Annotated in this window: 15 protein-coding genes and 1 tRNA gene; 10 read left to right on the top strand and 6 right to left on the bottom strand. The window is 73.3% G+C overall.

The window, feature by feature from the left end; all coding sequences use genetic code 11:
- Window positions 1–133 precede the first annotated feature (133 nt).
- Genes ACWEOZ_RS09230 through nrfD form a run of 4 tightly spaced genes read left to right on the top strand, consistent with a single transcriptional unit; the run spans window position 134 to window position 6378 of the window.
- Window positions 134–847 carry a GAF and ANTAR domain-containing protein gene (locus ACWEOZ_RS09230; protein ID WP_451910211.1) on the top strand — a complete coding sequence of 238 codons (714 nt, stop codon included), beginning with the start codon at window positions 134–136 and terminating at the stop codon, window positions 845–847.
- Between the two features lie 58 nt (window positions 848–905).
- Window positions 906–4175: a formate dehydrogenase gene (gene fdh, locus ACWEOZ_RS09225; RefSeq protein WP_451910210.1), complete on the top strand. Its 3270-nt coding sequence runs from the start codon at window positions 906–908 to the stop codon at window positions 4173–4175.
- Window positions 4175–5239, top strand: coding sequence for a 4Fe-4S dicluster domain-containing protein (locus tag ACWEOZ_RS09220; protein ID WP_451910209.1), 1065 nt, complete (start codon window positions 4175–4177; stop codon window positions 5237–5239). Before fdh ends, ACWEOZ_RS09220 begins: the two co-directional genes overlap by 1 nt.
- Window positions 5236–6378 (top strand): NrfD/PsrC family molybdoenzyme membrane anchor subunit, encoded by a 1143-nt coding sequence (gene nrfD, locus ACWEOZ_RS09215; RefSeq protein WP_451910208.1) that lies wholly within the window; start codon window positions 5236–5238, stop codon window positions 6376–6378. The genes ACWEOZ_RS09220 and nrfD overlap by 4 nt, the downstream gene beginning before the upstream one ends.
- 4 nt (window positions 6379–6382) lie before the next feature.
- On the opposite strand, the gene ACWEOZ_RS09210 is transcribed toward nrfD, so the two are convergent.
- Window positions 6383–6952 carry a TetR/AcrR family transcriptional regulator gene (locus ACWEOZ_RS09210; protein ID WP_451910207.1) on the bottom strand — a complete coding sequence of 190 codons (570 nt, stop codon included), beginning with the start codon at window positions 6950–6952 and terminating at the stop codon, window positions 6383–6385.
- A gap of 70 nt (window positions 6953–7022) precedes the next feature.
- Between ACWEOZ_RS09210 and ACWEOZ_RS09205 the strand changes: the two genes are divergently transcribed.
- On the top strand, window positions 7023–7907 hold the full coding sequence (locus ACWEOZ_RS09205; protein WP_451910206.1) for an SDR family oxidoreductase: 885 nt from the start codon (window positions 7023–7025) through the stop codon (window positions 7905–7907).
- A gap of 139 nt (window positions 7908–8046) precedes the next feature.
- Here the strand turns inward: ACWEOZ_RS09205 and selD are convergent, their stop codons facing one another.
- Window positions 8047–9060, bottom strand: a complete 1014-nt coding sequence (selD, locus tag ACWEOZ_RS09200) for a selenide, water dikinase SelD (protein WP_451910205.1) — start codon at window positions 9058–9060, stop codon at window positions 8047–8049.
- Window positions 9061–9127: 67 nt separating this feature from the next.
- Here selD and ACWEOZ_RS09195 point away from each other — a divergent pair.
- From ACWEOZ_RS09195 to selB, 5 genes are all read left to right on the top strand, one after another.
- A tRNA-Sec gene (locus ACWEOZ_RS09195) sits at window positions 9128–9220 on the top strand.
- A gap of 114 nt (window positions 9221–9334) precedes the next feature.
- Window positions 9335–10168, top strand: coding sequence for an MBL fold metallo-hydrolase (locus tag ACWEOZ_RS09190; protein ID WP_451910204.1), 834 nt, complete (start codon window positions 9335–9337; stop codon window positions 10166–10168).
- A gap of 17 nt (window positions 10169–10185) precedes the next feature.
- Window positions 10186–10662 carry a MarR family winged helix-turn-helix transcriptional regulator gene (locus ACWEOZ_RS09185; RefSeq protein ID WP_451910203.1) on the top strand — a complete coding sequence of 159 codons (477 nt, stop codon included), beginning with the start codon at window positions 10186–10188 and terminating at the stop codon, window positions 10660–10662.
- Between the two features lie 907 nt (window positions 10663–11569).
- Window positions 11570–12874, top strand: coding sequence for an L-seryl-tRNA(Sec) selenium transferase (selA, locus tag ACWEOZ_RS09180; RefSeq protein ID WP_451910202.1), 1305 nt, complete (start codon window positions 11570–11572; stop codon window positions 12872–12874).
- Window positions 12874–14628 carry a selenocysteine-specific translation elongation factor gene (selB, locus tag ACWEOZ_RS09175; protein ID WP_451910201.1) on the top strand — a complete coding sequence of 585 codons (1755 nt, stop codon included), beginning with the start codon at window positions 12874–12876 and terminating at the stop codon, window positions 14626–14628. The genes selA and selB overlap by 1 nt, the downstream gene beginning before the upstream one ends.
- 1 nt (window position 14629) lies before the next feature.
- On the opposite strand, the gene ACWEOZ_RS09170 is transcribed toward selB, so the two are convergent.
- The 4 genes from ACWEOZ_RS09170 to ACWEOZ_RS09155 all read right to left on the bottom strand — a co-directional run bounded on the left by ACWEOZ_RS09170 (window position 14630) and on the right by ACWEOZ_RS09155 (window position 18159).
- Window positions 14630–14860 (bottom strand): hypothetical protein, encoded by a 231-nt coding sequence (locus ACWEOZ_RS09170; RefSeq protein ID WP_451910200.1) that lies wholly within the window; start codon window positions 14858–14860, stop codon window positions 14630–14632.
- Window positions 14861–14899: 39 nt separating this feature from the next.
- Complete coding sequence (locus tag ACWEOZ_RS09165; protein ID WP_451910199.1) at window positions 14900–16291, bottom strand: hypothetical protein; 1392 nt, start codon at window positions 16289–16291, stop codon at window positions 14900–14902.
- Window positions 16292–16424: 133 nt separating this feature from the next.
- The gene (locus tag ACWEOZ_RS09160) at window positions 16425–16847 is read right to left on the bottom strand and encodes a hypothetical protein (RefSeq protein WP_451910198.1); all 423 of its coding nucleotides are present in this window, start codon (window positions 16845–16847) and stop codon (window positions 16425–16427) included.
- A gap of 220 nt (window positions 16848–17067) precedes the next feature.
- Window positions 17068–18159, bottom strand: coding sequence for a carboxylate-amine ligase (locus tag ACWEOZ_RS09155; RefSeq protein ID WP_451910197.1), 1092 nt, complete (start codon window positions 18157–18159; stop codon window positions 17068–17070).
- Between the last annotated feature and the right edge of the window lie 25 nt (window positions 18160–18184).

Raw genomic sequence — 18184 nt, 5'->3', positions numbered from 1 at the left:
GAAGGTGCGGGCGGTCCGGCGTCAAGCAGCGGCGCGGGTTCAGGGTCCACCGTCTCTGAACAGGTAGTCCGTCCACTCCGCACGGCCGCCTCCCGGGCGGCAGCGTGCCCCGCTGCAGGGAATACAGACGTACATGGCTCAGCAACCCACCGACCCGGCGGCCGCGTTCGCGGAGTTCGGCCGGATCAAGCTCGGCGAGACAGACCTGCACGGCGTCCTGACCCGCGTCGCCGAGCTCGCGCGGAGCACGCTGCCCGGCGCGGACGAGGTCTCGATCACCCTGGTCCGCGACGGGCGCCCGTACACCGCGGCGTACACCGGCGAGATCGCCCTGCAGCTCGACGACCGGCAGTACGAAGGCGACGCGGGCCCCTGCCTGCAGGCCGCCGCCGACAAGATCACCGTCTCCGTCCCGGACACGGCGAGCGACACCCGCTGGGACGCCTGGGCTCCCAAGGCCGCGGCCGCCGGCGTGGGCAGCGTGCTCTCGGTCGGCCTGCCGATCCTGGAGAGCGTCACCGGCGCGGTGAACATCTACGGCCTGCGCCCGCGCGCCTTCGACGAGGACACGATCCAGCTGGCCCAGCGCTTCGCCGGCTACGCGACGGTGGCCCTGGCCAACGCCCACCTGCACGACAGCACGGCCAACCTGGCCCAGCACATGCAGGCCGCGATGGAGAGCCGAGCCGTGATCGAACAGGCCAAGGGCATCATCATGGGGGACCGCCGGTGCGGCGCCGACGAGGCCTTCGCTGTCCTGACCAAGATCTCCCAGGACTCGAACCGCAAGCTGCGGGACGTGGCCGCCGCCCTCGTCGCGCGGGTCGAGAGCGGCTCGGCACCCTGAGAAAGATCGCTCGCCGCTCGCCGTGCACAGCGCCGGGGGGTCGTCTAGGGTCGATCTCATGGGAGTCCGCACCTGGATCGGGCACTGGCCGGTCTACCGGCAGCTGACCGGCACCGACCCGCTGGGCCGCGGTGCCGCCGCGCAGTCCGACCGCTCGAAGTCGCTCACCGCGCGCACCGAGACGGCCGACTCGATGGCCCGGTCCGTGTGCCCCTACTGCGCGGTCGGCTGCGGGCAGCGCATCTTCGTCAAGGACGGCAAGGTCGTCCAGATCGAGGGCGACCCGGACAGCCCCATCTCCAAGGGCCGGCTGTGCCCCAAGGGCTCGGCCAGCAAGAGCCTGGTCACCAGCGACCGCCGTCAGCAGAAGGTGCTGTACCGGCGCCCCTACGGCACCGACTGGGAAGAGCTCGACCTCGACACGGCGATGAGCATGATCGCCGACCGGGTGCTCGCCGCGCGCGAGCAGACCTGGGAGGACAACGACGCCGAGGGCCGTCCGCTCAATCGCACGCTCGGCTTCGCCAGCCTCGGCGGTGCCACCCTGGACAACGAAGAGAACTATCTGATCAAGAAGCTCTTCACCGCGATGGGCGCACTCCAGATCGAGAACCAGGCGCGTATTTGACACTCCGCCACCGTTCCCGGTCTGGGAACCAGCTTCGGCCGTGGCGGGGCCACCGGATTCCTCCAGGATCTGGCCAACGCAGACTGCATCATCATCCAGGGCTCCAACATGGCGGAGGCCCACCCGGTGGGCTTCCAGTACGTGGTGGAGGCGAAGAAGCGCGGCGCGAAGATCATTCACGTCGACCCCCGGTTCACCCGCACCAGCGCGCTGGCGCACAGCTATGTCCCGGTGCGGGCCGGCGCGGACATCGCGTTCCTGGGCGGGATCGTCAACTACATCCTCAGCAACGAGAAGGACTTCCGGGAGTACGTGGTCGCGTACACCAACGCGTCCATGATCGTCAGTGAGGACTTCCAGGACACCGAGGACCTCGGCGGGCTGTTCTCCGGCTACGACCCCGAGACCAACGCGTACGACCAGACGTCCTGGGCGTACGAGGGTCAGGAGGACGAGGCGCAGAACGAGGGCGAGGCGCACGCCGACCGGGAGACCGCCTCGGGCCTGGAGCAGGAGTCGCACGGCCCGCCGGTGCCCGCCGACGTGCCCCGTGACCCCACGCTGCAGCACCCCCGCTGCGTCTACCAGGTGCTCAAGCGGCACTACGCCCGCTACACCCCGGAGGTCGTGGAGCAGGTCTGCGGCGTCCCGCAGGACAAGTTCCTGGAGGTCTGCGAGGCCTGGACGGCCAACTCCGGCCGGGAGCGCACCACCGCCCTGGTCTACTCGGTCGGCTGGACCCAGCACAGCACCGGCGTGCAGTACATCCGTACCGGCGCGATCATCCAGCTGCTGCTGGGCAACATGGGCCGTCCCGGCGGTGGCGTGATGGCGCTGCGCGGGCACGCCAGCATCCAGGGCTCCACGGACATCCCGACCCTGTTCAACCTGCTGCCCGGCTACCTGCCGATGCCGCACCACACCCAGCACGAGACGTTCCGGCAGTGGGTCGACGCCATCCGGCACCCCGAGCAGCAGGGCTTCTGGGCCAACGCGGAGGCGTACGCGGTCAGCCTGCTCAAGGCGTACTGGGGCGACGCAGCCACGGCGGACAACGACTGGGGCTACAGCTGGCTGCCCCGGCTGACCGGCGACCACGGCACGTACCAGCAGGTGCTGGACATGATCGACGGCAAGATCAAGGGGTACTTCCTGCTCGGGCAGAACCCGGCCGTCGGCTCGGCCCACGGCAAGGCCCAGCGCCTGGGCATGGCCAACCTCGACTGGCTGGTGGTCCGCGACCTCTTCATGATCGAGAGCGCCACCTTCTGGAAGGACGGCCCGGAGGTCGCCACCGGCGAGATCGTGCCCACCGAGTGCAAGACCGAGGTGTTCTTCATGCCCGCGGCCTCGCACGCCGAGAAGGAGGGCACGTTCACCCAGACCCAGCGGATGCTGCAGTGGCGCGAGAAGGCGGTCGAACCGCCGGGCGACTGCCGCTCCGAGCTGTGGTTCTTCTACCACCTGGGCCGCATCGCGCGGGAGCGCCTGGCCGGCTCGACGCTGCCCCGCGACCAGGGCATCCTCAACCTGACCTGGGACTACCCGCTGCACGGCGAGCGCGGCGACGAGCCCAGCGGCGAGGACGTGCTCAAGGAGATCAACGGCTACGACACCGCCACCGGCGAGCTGGTGCCCAACTTCACCTCGCTCAAGGCCGACGGCTCCACCACCTGCGGCTGCTGGATCTACTCCGGTGTCTTCAAGGACGGCGTCAACCAGGCGGCCCGCCGCAAGCCCGGCTCGGAGCAGGACTGGGTGGCCCGCGAATGGGGCTGGGCCTGGCCCTCGGACCGGCGCACGCTCTACAACCGCGCCTCCGCCGACCCGGACGGCAAGCCGTGGTCGGAGCGCAAGAAGTACGTCTGGTGGGACGAGGAGGCCGGCGAGTGGACCGGCTACGACGTGCCCGACTTCGAGAAGACCAAGCCGCCGTCGTACCGTCCGCCGGAGGGTGCGAGCGGGGTCGCGGCCATCTCGGGTGACGACGCGTTCATCATGCAGGGCGACGGGAAGGGCTGGCTGTACGCACCCAGCGGCCTCATCGACGGTCCGCTGCCGACCCACTACGAGCCGGTCGAGTCGGCCGTGCGCAACCCGCTCTACCAGCAGCAGGCCAACCCGACCCGGAAGATGTACGAGCGCGGCGACAACCTGACCAACCCCAGCCCGCCCGAGCAGCACTCCGAGGTCTTCCCGTACGTCTTCAGCACCAGCCGGCTCACCGAGCACCACACCGCCGGTGGCATGAGCCGGCAGCTCGCGTACCTGTCGGAACTGCAGCCGGAGATGTTCGTCGAGGTCTCCCCGGAGCTGGCCGCGGAACGCGGGCTCGAACACCTGGGCTGGGCGCACATCGTGACCGCCCGGGCAGCGATCGAGGCGCGGGTGATGGTCACCGACCGGCTGACCCCGCTGCGCATCGACGGCCGGGTCATCCACCAGCTCTGGCTGCCGTACCACTGGGGTGGCGAGGGTCTGGTCACCGGCGACTCGGCCAACGACCTGATCGGCATCACGCTCGACCCGAACGTGCTCATCCAGGAGAGCAAGGTCGGCACGTGCGACATCCAGCCCGGCCGCCGCCCGACCGGGCCGGAGCTGCTGGAGTACGTCGTCGGCTACCGCCGGCGGGCCGGCCTGGCGCCGGACCACCACACCCCCATGCTGACCAGGAACGAGCCGGAGGAGCCCGGATAATGGCCGGACCGAACAGCCTCTACGGCCCGCTGGACCCCGCGCCCGACGCGGGGTACGTCGACGCGCCGCCGCGGATGGGCTTCTTCACCGACACCAGCGTCTGCATCGGCTGCAAGGCGTGCGAGGTGGCCTGCAAGGAGTGGAACCTGATCCCGGACGACGGGTTCAATCTGCTCGGTCAGTCGTACGACAACACCGGCGGCCTGACCGCGAACTCGTGGCGCCACGTCGCGTTCATCGAGCAGCCGGTGGCCGACCGCGGCGGCTCGACGGACACCCCCGGCGCGTTCGCCGGCCTGCCCGTCGGCCCGTCGGTGAGCGCGCACACCGCGGTGGTGGCGGCCGGCAGCGGGCAGGACCAGGGCACCGACCCGGGGATCCCGCCCGCCGTCGACGCGCTGGCCGCGGCGGCCACGATCACGGCACCGAACGGACCGCAGTTCATCGGCATGCCCGGCTCCGACCTGCCCGGGCGGACCATGGACGCGCCGCGCAGCGACTTCCGCTGGCTGATGATGTCCAACGTCTGCAAGCACTGCACGCACGCCGCCTGCCTGGACGTCTGCCCGACCGGTTCGCTGTTCCGCACCGAGTTCGGCACGGTCGTGGTGCAGGAGGACATCTGCAACGGTTGCGGCTATTGCATCCCCGCCTGCCCGTACGGCGTGATCGACCAGCGCAAGGACGACGGCCGGGCCTGGAAGTGCACGATGTGCTACGACCGGATCGGTGACGGCCTGACCCCGGCGTGCGCGAAGGCCTGCCCGACCGAGTCCATCCAGTACGGCGAGCTCGACGAGTTGCGCGCCCGCGCCCAGCACCGCGTGGAGAAGCTGCAGGAGCAGGGCGTCGAGTCCGCCCGCCTGTACGGCCACAGCCCCGACGACGGCGTGGGCGGCGACGGCGCGTTCTTCCTGCTCCTCGACGAGCCCGAGGTGTACGGCCTGCCCCCGGACCCGATCGTGACCACCCGCGACCTGCCGGACATGTACAAGCGGGCCGGGCTGGCCGCGCTGGCCATGGCCGCCACGGTGATCGCCTCGTTCGTCGGACGGCGCGGATGAGGCCCCGCGAGGAGGCCGAACGCCCCCGCGACGACTCGGTCAGCCCGCCGCCCGCGGGACGGCCCGGCAGCGGCCTGGCCCGCGACGAGGCCTCCGGCGGCCCGGTCCGCGACACCGCCCGCAAGGGCCGACGGCGCGGTGGTGGCCGGGGTGGCGACCGGTCGATGGTCCCGCCGGCGGAGTTCCGGTCCTACTACGGGCGGCCGATCGTCAAGGCCGCGGTGTGGCATCACGACATCGCCGCGTACCTGTTCACCGGTGGCCTGGCCGCGGGCTCCGCGCTGCTGGCCGCCGGCGGTGACGCCTCCGGCCGCCCGGCGCTGCGCCGCGCCGGCCGGGTCGGCGCGCTCGGCGCGGTCCTGGCCAGCACGTACTTCCTGGTCAACGACCTGGGCCGGCCGGAACGCTTCCTGCACATGCTGCGCGTGGCCAAGCCGACCTCACCGATGTCGATGGGCACCTGGATCTTCAGCGCCTTCGGTGTCACCGCGGGCGCGGCGGCAGTCGCCGAGGCAGCCCCGCTACTGCCGGAGAAGGGAGTGCTCGGGCTGGCCCGCAAGCTGCTCCCGCCGGTGGGCACAGCCGGGCAGTACGGCGCCGCGGTGGTCGCGCCGGCGCTGGCGACGTACACGGCGGTGCTGCTGGCCGACACCGCGACGCCGAGCTGGCATGCGGCGTACCCGGAACTGCCGTTCGTCTTCGCGGGCAGCGCGCTGGCCAGCGGGGCCGGTGTGGGCCTGGTGGCGGCCCCGTCCGACCAGGCCGGCCCGGCCCGGCGGATGGCCGTGCTCGGGGCGGCGATGGAGCTCTACGGGGCGCACCGGGTGGAGACGACCAAGGGCCTCCTGAGCGAGCCCTACACCGAGGGCAAGGCCGGCAAGCTGCTGCGAGCGGGCCGGACGCTGACCGCGCTCGGGGTGGTCGGGGCGGTCCTGGGACGCCGCAGCCGGGTGGTGTCGGCGCTGTCCGGGCTGTCGCTGCTGACGGCCTCGCTGGCGACGCGGTTCGGGATCTTCGAGGGCGGGCTGACGTCGGCGCGCGATCCGAAGTACACGGTCCTGCCGCAGCGGGAGCGACTGGCCCAGCAGGCTGCCGCGAACGGCAGCGACGGCGACCCGAAGACCCAGCAACCGGGGTAGCGCCTCAGCCGATCCGGCCGATCAGCATCCTGAGCAGCTCGTCCCCGGTGACCTGCCACTTCTCGGCGGTCAGGTGGCCGCTGTTCTCCATCGCGATGATGCCCTGCACGCTCGCCATCACCAGCGCGCCGATCGGCCGCGCCCGCTGCGGATCACCGATGACGTCCGCGACGATGGCCAGGAACTGGTCATGCGTGCGGGAGACCGCGGCGAGCGCTTCGGGGTGCTCGGCGGTCGGGGCGGAGAACATCAACGCGTACGCGTGCGGGTGCCGCCGGCCGACGTCCATGAGCCCGGCCAGGGCCAGCTCCAGGCGCTCGGACGGCGGCCGGTCCCGGTCGGCGATCAGAGTGCCGAGCTGCTCACCCACCGCCTCCCAGCTCTTGGTCGCGACGGCGGCGAGCAGATGCTCCTTGTCCGGGAAGTGGCCGTAAGGAGCGCCCCGGGACACCCCGGCACGGGCGCCCACCGCGCGCAGCGTCACGGCGTCGACGCCACCCTCGTCGAGCAGCTCGGCTGCCGCGTCGACCAACGCGCGCCGGGTCGCCGCCGCACTCTCCACCCTGCTGACCATGCCGCCAATCTACCTGACAGCGTCATCCGAATCACTTGACAATGTCAGCTGAGTGCGTAGCGTGTGTCATATGACAACGTCACATGAAGAACTGGTCCTGATCAGCGGCGCCTCCACCGGAATGGGCGCCGCCACCGCCCGCGAGCTCGCCCGCCGCGGCTACCACGTGCTCGCCGGTGTCCGGCGCGAAGCGGACGCCGCCACGCTGCGCGCGCCGAACCTGGAACCGGTGACGCTCGACATCACCGACCCGGCCCAGATCGAGGCGGTCGCCCGCCGCATCACCGCCGACCCGGCGCGACGACCGCTGCGCGCCGTGATCAACAACGCCGGCATCGCCATCAACGCGCCGGTCGAGCTGCTGTCGATGGCCCGGTGGCGGGAGCAGTTCGAGGTCAACTTCTTCGGGCACGTCGCGGTCACCCAGGCCGTCCTGCCCGCGCTGCACGCGGCCGGCGGCCGGGTGGTGAACATCAGCTCGGTCGGCGGCAAGGTCGCGATGCCGACGTACGGCGCGTACGCCGGCGCCAAGTTCGCCATGGAGGCGATGAGCGACGCCCTGCGCCGGGAACTCGCCCCGCACGGCGTCCAGGTGGTCGTCGTCGAGCCGGGCGGCGTGCGGACCGAGATGACCGGCCACGGCGTCGAACGGGCGAACGACATCATCGCCGGGCTGTCGCCGGCCGAGCAGGGCCGGTACGGGGCACTGTTGCAGGCGATCGTCAGTCACGCCACGGCGTTCACGAAGTCGGGGCTCCCGGCCGAGGCGGCCGGGCGGGTCATCGCCGACGCCGCGACGGTGCGCCGGCCGCGCACCCGCTACACCATCGGGCGGGACGCGGCGGTGCTCACGCGGCTGTCCCGGGTGCTACCGGACCGGGTGCTCGACCGCCTGCTTGCCGCTGACCTGCGCTCACATTTCCCCAAGGAGCGGCCCGCCACGGTGGCCGGCTGAGGGGTTCCGGGCCGGTCCGGGGGCGAACCGGTCGGCGGGCGCGAGCTCTCCCGCAGGCCCGGTCCGGGGGTGAACCGGTCGGCGGGCGCGATCTGCCCGTGGGCCGGGCTGGGTGTGATGGGCGAGGCGTCGGCTCCGCTCAGCGGACCAGCAGGGTCGTGCCTTCGCCGCGGGCGGGCAGCAGCTCGCCGATGACCGGGTAGCCGGGCACCTCGCCCGCCACCAGCAGCCCGCCCGAGGTCTGCGCGTCCGCCAGCAGCAGCAACTCGGCCTCGGAGACACCGTCCGCGTCCAGGTGCGGCCGGACCCAGTCCAGGTTGCGCCGGGTGCCGCCGCTGACGTACCCGGCGGCGAGGGCGTCGCGGGCACCCTCCAGATAGGGCACTGCCGCCGCGTCCACCCGGGCGGTCAGCCCGCTCGCCCGGGCCAGCTTGTGCAGGTGCCCGAGCAGCCCGAAGCCGGTGACGTCGGTCGCGCACACGGCCCCGGCGGCCAGCGCGGCCTCGGAGGCGGCCCGGTTGAGCCCGGTCATCGCGGCGACGGCCTGCGGGAAGACCTCCCCGGTGTTCTTGTGGCGGCTGTTGAGCACGCCGATGCCCAGTGGCTTGGTCAGGGTCAGCGGCACGCCGGCCACCCCGGCGTCGTTGCGCATCAGATGATCGGGGTCGGCGATGCCGGTGACCGCCATGCCGTACTTGGGCTCCGGATCATCGACGCTGTGCCCGCCGGCGACGTGGCAACCGGCCTCCCGGGCGACGGCCAGGCCACCGCGCAGAACCTCGGCGGCCAGCTCCATCGGTAGCAGGTCCCGCGGCCAGGCCAGCAGATTGACCCCGACGACGGGCGCACCACCCATGGCGTACACGTCGGAGAGCGCGTTGGCGACGGCGATCCGCCCCCAGTCGTAGGCGTCGTCGACGACCGGCGTGAAGAAGTCGGCGGTGGCGACGATGGCCACGCCGTTGGCGATCCGCACGACCGCGGCGTCGTCGCCGTCGTCCAGCCCGACGAGGAGCTCACCCGGCCCGCGCGGCGCGGACTCACCCATCAGGCCGGAGACGACAGTCTCCAATTCGCCCGGAGGAATCTTGCACGCGCAGCCACCGCCGTGCGCGTACTCCGTCAGCCGTCGGCTCTGTGTAGACGTCACCATCGCACTCTTGCACGATCACCGGCATCCCGCCGTGCGGGGCGGTGCGGGGCGGCCTAGGGTGATCGACGGAGGCGTTCAGGTGGCTGGTGCCCCTCCCGGTCTTCAAAACCGGTGTGGCCCGGTATCCGGGCCGGGCGGGTTCGATTCCCGTCCGCCTCCGCTCCCCACCATGAGTCCGGCCCGTACCGGCTTGCTGCCGTCAAACCGTCCGAGACGAGAAAGTCTGAACTCAGAAAGTCTTGCCTCAGACTTTCTCGGCTCGTACGGTCTCCTCATGCCTTCTCTCCCGGCCGCACACCCGCCTGCGGACATGGCCATCTACCACCTGCCGACCGGCACCTACGAGACCCGGGCGGCGTTCGCCGTCCGGGGCGGGTCGTTCCGCGACAAGCGCCACTTCGCCGCGTCCGCGGTGCTGGTGCGGCACCCGGACGGGGACCTGCTGATCGACGCCGGCTTCGGCGCCGACGTCGCCGCGCACATCAAGCTGCTGCCCGCCTTCGTCCGTGCCCCCTACCAGGTGGGCCGGACAGTGCAGGAGCAGCTCGACGCCGCCGGCTACAGCCGCGACCGGCTGGCGGGGGTGCTGCTCACCCATTCGCACTGGGATCACGTGGGCGGCCTCGACAGCCTGCGGGGCACGCCGCTCTGGATGAATGCCGACGAGCAGCGGTACGCCGCCAAGGACCCCGACGGCAAAGTGTTCCGCCTGGTCTCCCGGGGCTACGACATCCGTGAGTACGCCTTCCCGGACGGGCCGTATCTCGGTTTTCCGTCGAGCTACGACGTGCACGGCGACGGCTCGGTCGTCATCGTGCCCGCGGGCGGCCACACCGAGGGCTCGGTGATCGTCTTCGTGACCGTGCCCGGCGGCCACCGGTACGCCTTCATCGGTGACCTGACCTGGCAGATCGACGGTATCCGCCGGCGGGCCGAACGGCCGTGGCTGATGCGCAGGCTGGCCGACAGCGACCCCGGCCGGGTTCGCCAGGACCTCGATCGCATGATCGCCCTCGACGGCCTGATGCGGATCGTCCCCGCGCACGACCTCGGCTCCTACGACGGCATCCCGCTGCTGGTGCCCGAGGGCGCCGGTCGCTCCCGCTGAAGACGTACGGTGCTCGCATGCACAGCCCGCAACCGCCCGGGGACGTCGGCCCGCGTCCCACCGTCGACTCCGAGATCACCTGGCTGCTGCACCGCGCGGCCCAGCGCATGCGCGCCGCGACCGGTGACACGGCCGAGAAGCACGGACTCACGCTGCGCGAATACATCGTGCTGAGCGCCCTGCACAAGAGCCCGGGCCTCACCCAGGGCGAACTCGGCAAGACCCTGGGACTCGACAAGACCACCCTGATGAGCCAGCTCGACCGGCTCGAACGCAACGGCTTCGTCGTGCGGCACAACGACCCGCGTGACCGCCGCCTGCGCATCCCGGTGATAACCACGGACGGCGAGGCACTGCGTACGAAGGTCGCCGCCGCCTGCGACACCGTCGAGTCCTCGGCTCTGACCGGCCTCGACCCGGACGAGATCCAGAACCTGCGGCGCTTGCTCATCACCGTGATCGGCGACGTGGATGACCGCGGGTCCTGCCTGTGACCTACCCGGGACGCCCGCCGCGCCGAGAGCGAGCCGACCCCATCGCCTTCGCCCAGCGTGTCAGCGCGGAAGCCGGCCCGCTGACCGGCGGTGGCGGCAGCGGCGTGAACGGACCCCAGTCGACCGTGCCTCCGACATGCCAGGCTCCGGCGAAGTTCGCCGCCGGCGGCGCCTGGACGTCCTTGAACGACACAGTCCCTTGGCGAACGTGGCCTCGCCGAAATTGACTGTTCTGCCGACCAGCACAGCTTTGTCGAAGGTGACGGATTCGCCGGCGAAGGTGGCCCGGGTGAACCAGATCGGCGCGCCGTTGAGGACGAAGGCGGTTGAACAGGAAGCTGCCGACGAACGTGGCGCCGTGGAAGGTCATGTGGCCGGTTGGGGGCGAGCTCGGCCCCGGAGAGGTCGCCGCTGTCCAGCACCGCGCCCTCGAAGCTGAACCGGTAACCGGACCACTTCGTCTCGCTCCAGCGGGTCTCCGGACGGAGGTGGTTGCGCAGCACCCGGAACAGCGTCCGGCGTACCTCACGTTCACCCGTACCCAGGATGCCCAGCGCGACGACCGCGCCGACGCCGCCCACCGTCGCCAGGACCAGCTTGATGCTGTCCAGCCGTTCGGCGGCCGTGAGCGAGCGGGCGGGCGGCCGCCGACGCGGAGGGGGCCGGAGCCGGCGCTGCCGGGTCCGGCTTGCCGAGGCCGGCCCACAGCAGCACGCCGAGCAGAACGGCGAGCCCTGCCCCCGGCGTCAGGAGCAGAGCGACCGCCGCCAGGTCGTGAAGGCGTTCCGGTTCCGCGCGCGAATGCTGAATGTCACGAGCGTCAGTATGGCGATCCGGGGTACCCGTGGCGGTGGGCAGCGCTGCCCGCAGTACGGTGGATCGGCGGCAGGTGACGGAGGAGGCTCGGGTGGCTGAGGCCACGGTTGACCGGCGCAGGCTCGTCCCGCGTACCGATGCGGTCCTGGCCGATCCCCGGCTCGTCGACGCCGCCGCGCGGCTCGGGCGGGCGCCCGTCAAGGCCGCCGTCGTCGCCGCCCAGCAGCGGGCCCGCGCCGGTGAGCTCGACCCCGCCGACGTGGCCGCCGCGGCTTTCGCGGCGCTTCCCGACACGGCCGGCGGCCTGCGGACCGTTCTCAACGCCACCGGCGTCATCCTGCACACCAATCTCGGCCGGGCCGCCCTCTCCCCGGCGGCGCTCGCCGCCGTCGCCGCCGCCGGGGCGCACACCGATGTCGAGCTCGACCTGGCCACCGGTGTCCGGGCCCGCCGCGGGCGCACCGCCCTGGCCGCCCTGGCCGCGGCCGTGCCGGCCGCCGGGGAGGTGCACGTCGTCAACAACGGCGCCGCCGCGCTCGTGCTCACCGCCACCGCCCTGGCCGCCGGCCGGGAGGTCGTCGTCAGCCGGGGCGAGCTCGTCGAGATCGGCGACGGTTTCCGGCTGCCCGACCTGCTCGAGTCGACCGGCGCGCGGCTGCGGGAGGTCGGCACCACCAACCGCACCGCGCTCGCCGACTACGCCGCCGCGATCGGGCCGCGGACCGGCTTCATCCTCAAGGTTCACCCCTCCAACTTCGTCGTCCGCGGCTTCACGAAGGCGGTCGACGTCAGCGAGCTGACCGGGCTCGGCGTGCCGGTCGTCGCCGACATCGGGTCCGGGTTGCTCGCGCCGGATCCGCTGCTGCCGGACGAGCCCGACGCCGCCACCACGCTGCGGGCCGGCGCCGATCTGATCATCGCCAGTGGGGACAAGCTGCTCGGCGGACCGCAGGCCGGGCTGCTGCTCGGCGCCGCCGCGCTGGTCGAGCAGGTGCGCCGGCACCCGCTGGCCCGGGCGCTGCGGGTGGACAAGCTCACGCTCGCCGCGTTGCAGGCGACGCTGACCGGGCCGACGACGCCCACCTGGCAGGCGCTGCGCTACGACCTCGGCGCCCTGCGGGCCCGCACCGAGCGCATCCAGGACCAGCTGGCCGGGGTCGAGCTGGTCGAATCGGTCGCGGTCGTCGGCGGCGGCGGGGCGCCCGAGCTCGAGCTCCCGTCGTGGGCGCTGTCACTGCCCGAGCGGTACGCCACTGCGCTGCGGCTCGGTCCCGTCCCGGTCGTCGGCCGGGTCGAACGGGGACGCCTCCTGCTGGACCTGCGCTGCGTCCCCGAGGAGCGTGACCCCGACCTGATCACCGCGATCCGGGCCGTGCTCGGGTCCGGGGGCCGCTGATGCACGTGCTCGCCACCGCCGGGCACGTCGACCACGGCAAGTCCACCCTGGTCCGCGCCCTCACCGGGATGGAGCCCGACCGCTGGGCCGAGGAACGCCGCCGCGGCATGACCATCGACCTCGGGTTCGCCTGGACCTCGCTGCCGTCCGGCGCCACCGTCGCGTTCGTCGACGTGCCCGGTCACGAGCGGTTCGTCGGCAACATGCTCGCCGGGGTCGGCCCGGTGCCGGCCGCCGTCGTGGTCGTCGCCGCGGACGAGGGCTGGCGGGCCCAGTCGGCCGAGCACCTGGCCGCGCTCGACGCCCTCGACGTCCGGCACGGGCTGGTCGTCGTCACCCGCAGCGATCTCGCCGATCCGGGCCATGCGATCGAGCATGCCCGCGCCGAAATCGCGGCCACCTCGCTGGGCACCGTCGAAGCCGTGGCGGTCAGCGGTGCCACCGGCGCCGGGCTCGACGAGTTGCGGGCCGCTCTGGACCGGCTCGTCGCCCGGCTGCCCGCGCCCGACCCGGCGGCGGCCGTGCGGCTGTGGGTCGACCGTTCGTTCACGGTCAAGGGCGCCGGCACCGTCGTCACCGGCACGCTCGGCGCCGGGGAGCTGCGCGTCGGCGACGAGCTGGAGCTGACCGGCGCAGCCCGGCCGGTGCGGGTCCGCGGGCTGCAGAGCCTCGGTGCCGCCGCTGATCGGGTCGGCGCGGTCGCGCGGGTGGCGATCAACCTGCGCGGCGTCGACAAGGACACCATCGGCCGCGGTCAGGCGCTGCTCACACCCGGCCGGTTCCGGCTCACCGACCTGGTCGACGTACGCGTGCACGGCGATCCCGTGGCCGACCTGCCCGCTACCGTCACCCTGCACACCGGTTCCGCCGCCGTGTCGGCCCGGGTCCGGCCGCTGGGCCCGGACACCGCCCGGCTGCGGCTGCACACGCCGCTGCCGCTGCGGATCGGGGACCGGGCCCTGCTGCGCGATCCCGGCCGCCACCACGTGGCCGGGGGAGTGACCGTGCTCGACGTCGTACCCCCGGGTCTGTCCCGGCGCGGCGCGGCCGCGACCCGGGCCGCCCAGCTGGCGACCATGTCGGGGAAGCCCGACCTGGCCGGTGAGCTGCACCGTCGTCTTCTGGTACGCCGGGCCGACCTGCTCCGGATGGGCGTCAGCGACCCCGGGGACCCGGTCGCCGGCGACTGGCTGGCCGACCCGGCGCACTGGGCCGGGCTGGGGGAGCGGCTGGCGCGGGAGGTGGCCCGGCATGCCGCCGCGCATCCGCTGGAGCCGGGCGCCCCCGTCGAGGCCCTGCGGCACCGGCTGGGCCTACCGGACCGGGCCCTGGTCGAGGCGCTCGTGCGGCCGCCGCTGGTCACCCGGCGCGGACGGGTCTCCGCCGGTGCCGCCGACGTGCCGGCCGAGCTGGTCACGGCGGTCGAGCGGGCCTTCGACGGGCTGGGCGACCGGCCGTTCGTGGCGCCGGACGCGTACCGGTTGAGCGAGCTCGGGCTCGGCACCCGGCAGCTCGGCGCGGCCGTCCGCGCGGGTCTGGTGGTGCAGCTGGCCGACAACGTCATCCTGCGGGCCGACGCGCCGCGGCGGGCGGCGCAGGTGCTGGCCGGGTTGCCCGGCCCGTTCACCGTCAGCGAAGCCCGGCGGGCTCTGGACACGAGCCGCCGGGTCGCCGTTCCCTTGCTGGAGTTCTTCGACACCACCGGCGTCACCCGGCACCTGCCGGACGACCGCCGGGTCGTCGAGACCGGCTGACCTACTCCGGCCGGACAGCCGCCGTGTCGCCAGAGACCGCGTCGACGTCGTAGCCCGCGCGCCGCACCTCCGCGTCGTTCGCGTCCGTCTCCGGGTCGTCGTCCGCCCCGAAGTCGACGCCGTCGTCCGGCCCGCCGGGGAGGCTCTCGCCGGGCGGGCGCATCGAGGCCGCGTGGGCCGGCGTTCCGTCGGGCTCGTCAGTGTCGCTGCGGTCGGTAACGTGATCAGTCATGCCCTCGGCGTGCCCGCCGGGCACCTTGTCAAACCCGGGTCAGACGACCAGCAGGCCGAGGCGCGACCCGGAGTGGCGCAGGGCCGACATGGCCAGGCCCAGCGGCAGCCGGCCCGGGACCCCGGCGGCCTCGTGCCGGGCCCGCAGCACCCCCGAGGCGTGGCTGGTCGGCAACGGCAGCAACGGATACCGGCCCAGCGCCTGGCGGTTGAAGTGCGTGCGGTGCTCCCCGAAGTGGGCGACGGACCGCCACTGCGCGGCGGCGGCATGGACGTCGCAGACGGTCCCCGGCGGCTCGGGCAGGATGGTCACCGCGGCGAACGGGCCGCTGCCGGCCAGCCACCATTCGGCACCGTCGACGGCGGTCCGGGCCGACGACTCGCACCAGTACGGCACCAGCCCCGACCGCAGCACCCGCCACGGATCGACCAGCCGTCCCGTCTCCACCACACACTCGTCCCCGCCGCGTCCCACGTCCCGCAGCCAGGCCCGGTACAGATCGGCCACGCAGGCGCTGAGCACCTCCGGCCCGGGATACAGCACCCGGTGCACGGGCCGGTCCAGGTGCCCCGACAGGCGCCGCAGGTCACGGTCGAACTCCGGCTCACCGGCGGTCTCGGCGTACCGCGGCGGCGTGTCCAGATACGGCGTCGACCACCGGTCGCCGCCGACAGTCTGCAGCAGCCGCCGGAACGACGGGTTGTCCAGCGTCTGGTCCTCGTGCCGCATCCCGCCGGCCGGCCGGCCGAGCTGGAAACTGTGCCGGTCGGTCAGCTCCAGGACCGGCCAGGTCCGGGTGTCCCGCAGCAGCAGGGCAGTGCCCCCGGGCCCCAGACCGGACCCCAGGAAATCCCGGTACGCCGGGGGCAGCCGCTGCCAGCGCACGTGCAAGGTCACCGTCGAGCCGCACAGCGGACCCCGGCCGACCGGGTCGTGCACCTGGCGCACTGTCACCCCCGGATTGGTTGCCAGGATCAGATCGGCGAGCTTGGCGCCCCACTCCATCGCCCCGGTCCAGTCGCCGACATCGCCGTCCGGCCACGGCACGGTGAGGGTGAAGCTGGTCGGCAACCAGGGCGCGCCCAGGGCCGCGGCCAGATGCGCGGCGCCCCCGTGCGCCGACCCGAGCACCACCGCCGGGTACGGCCGCGCCGGATAGTGGCCGGTGAACCACGAAGCCACATCACCGGCGTCCACCCGGTCCACCAGCTCCAGCGGTACGGCCTCGGCGCAGTCCTCGAACGCCAGCGCGGGTCCGCGCAGCTCCGCCGGCAGCCCACCACGCCGGCCCAGCACCGGCACGCGGTGCAGATCCTCACAGCCACGCTGCCGCAGGGCCCGCGAGACCGCCTCCAGCAACGGCCGTTCGGGGCCGTCGGGGGCGACGATGCGAGCGGCGGACAGAGCGGATGTCGCCGGGGATTCCGTCACGCGAGGCTCCTTCAGGTGGGGCGGCGGCACGAGGGGAGGCGCCAGCGCTGCGCGGCATCGATCCCGGCACACGCGGCGGATACCCTGGGCGCCCCGGATCATTCGGCTGCCCCGCGCCAATCGCCGGACCGGGTCAGCGCTGCCCGGCCGGTACCGGCCCCACGTGCGAGCGCCGGCCCGGTGCGACCGCGGCGTGCCGCTGACCCGGGCCCGGTCCGCCGACGCCGGTCGCGTTCTCCAGCAGTTGGTCGCTGGTCAGCCGGACCACCGTGAACATGGCCGAGGCCCACGGCCCGCGCAGCCCGGCGTTGGCCATGGCGCCGCGCAGGACGCCGACGAGCATCGCCTGGCCGGTGTGCATGGTCCAGTTCAGAGCGTCCGAGCGGCGCGGCTCGACGTCGCGCCGCCCGGCCAGCCGCTGCAGCACGTACGCCGGTGCGTACGAGCCCGGGCGGTGGGTGAGGCGTTGCTCGGCCTTCTCGGCCGGCGTCATCACCGCGACCCCCGCCGCGCCCGCGACCAGACCCTGCCACACCGACCGGGTGACGGCCCCCATCAGGACGCGTCCTGACCGTCGCTGTCGCCGGGAACGTCGCGGTCGGCCGGCTCGCTCGGTGCGCGCTCGCTGAGCTCCACGTCGGTCTAGGTGATCGGGGCGCCGGCGTTGTCCTCGGCCGCGCCCCGTTCGATGTGCTGCCCCTGCTGATCGGTCATGGCTCCTCCTGAAGTCGCCGGAGCGCCTCGGCTACCCGCGTCGCCGGCGGGCAAACCGGCCCTCAGCCGTCCACGGTCAGCCGGGAGACCTCGGTCAGGACCGCCCTGACGTCGCCGGTGCGGCGCAGGATGCGGCGCTGCCGTTCGGCGCCGGTGCCGTCGGTGCGCAACCGCTGGAGTCCGGCGCGCACCTCGGCCAGGTCGCCGTGGCTCTCCAGCGCCGGGGTGACCGCGCCGACGAGGTCCTCGACCAGCTCCCAGGCCGGCCGGGCGGTGCCGCGGACCGGATCCAGCAGGGTGCCCCCGACGCCGGCGTGGGCGGCGTTCCAGTGCGCGGCGCGGACGAGGTAGTCCGGGATGCCGGGCGCCGGCACCTCCGCCGTGATCTGGTCGACGGCGGTGGCGACCAGGGCCCGGACCAGGCCGGCGACCAGGACCGTGTCGTCGACGGTCAGGCAGGTGTCGCCGACGCGTACCTCCACCGTGGGCCAGGCCGCGGACGGGCGGGCGTACCAGAGCACCATGCTCTCGTCGAGCATCACGCCCGAGGCGACCATGGTCCGGACCGTACGGTCGTACTCCTCGCCCGACGCCAGCAGCGGCGACGGTCCCAGGCTGGGCCACCGTTCCAGCTGGATCGAGCGCCAGCTCGCATGCCCGGTGTCGGCGCCCTCGAACAGCGGTGAGTTCACCGTCAGGGCCTGGACCACCGGCAGCCACCCCCGCAGGTGGTTGCACACCTGGATGGCCAGCTCGCGGTCCGGCACCCCGACGTGCACGTGGCAGCCGCACACCGCGGGATCGTGGGCGATCGGGCCGTAGTGCCGGCCGATCGCCTGGAACCGCGGGTTGTCGGTCACCGTGCGCTGCGGGTCGGCGATCGGCGTGGCCCCGATCGCGGCCAGCGCGGCCCCCGTGGCGGCAGCCGACTCGGCGGCGGCCCGGCGCAGCCCGCCCAGCTGCTCGCGTACCTCGGCCAGCTCGGTGCAGACGCCGGTGACCATCTCCACCATGCTGTGCCGCACCTCCAGCCGGCTCTGCGCGCGGGCGTCGTCGTCCAGCCCGGCCAGCACCTTCTCGGCCGCCGGGGAGTTCTCCCCGGTGACCGGATCCAGCAGCAGGAACTCTTCTTCCACACCCAGGGTCATGGGCATCAAGCAACCACCGTTCCGACGGTCG

Source organism: Actinoplanes sp. NPDC004185 (genome assembly GCF_053603475.1).
The sequence above is the reverse complement of the archived record's forward strand: the minus strand, read 5'-3'. Positions and strand labels throughout refer to the sequence as shown.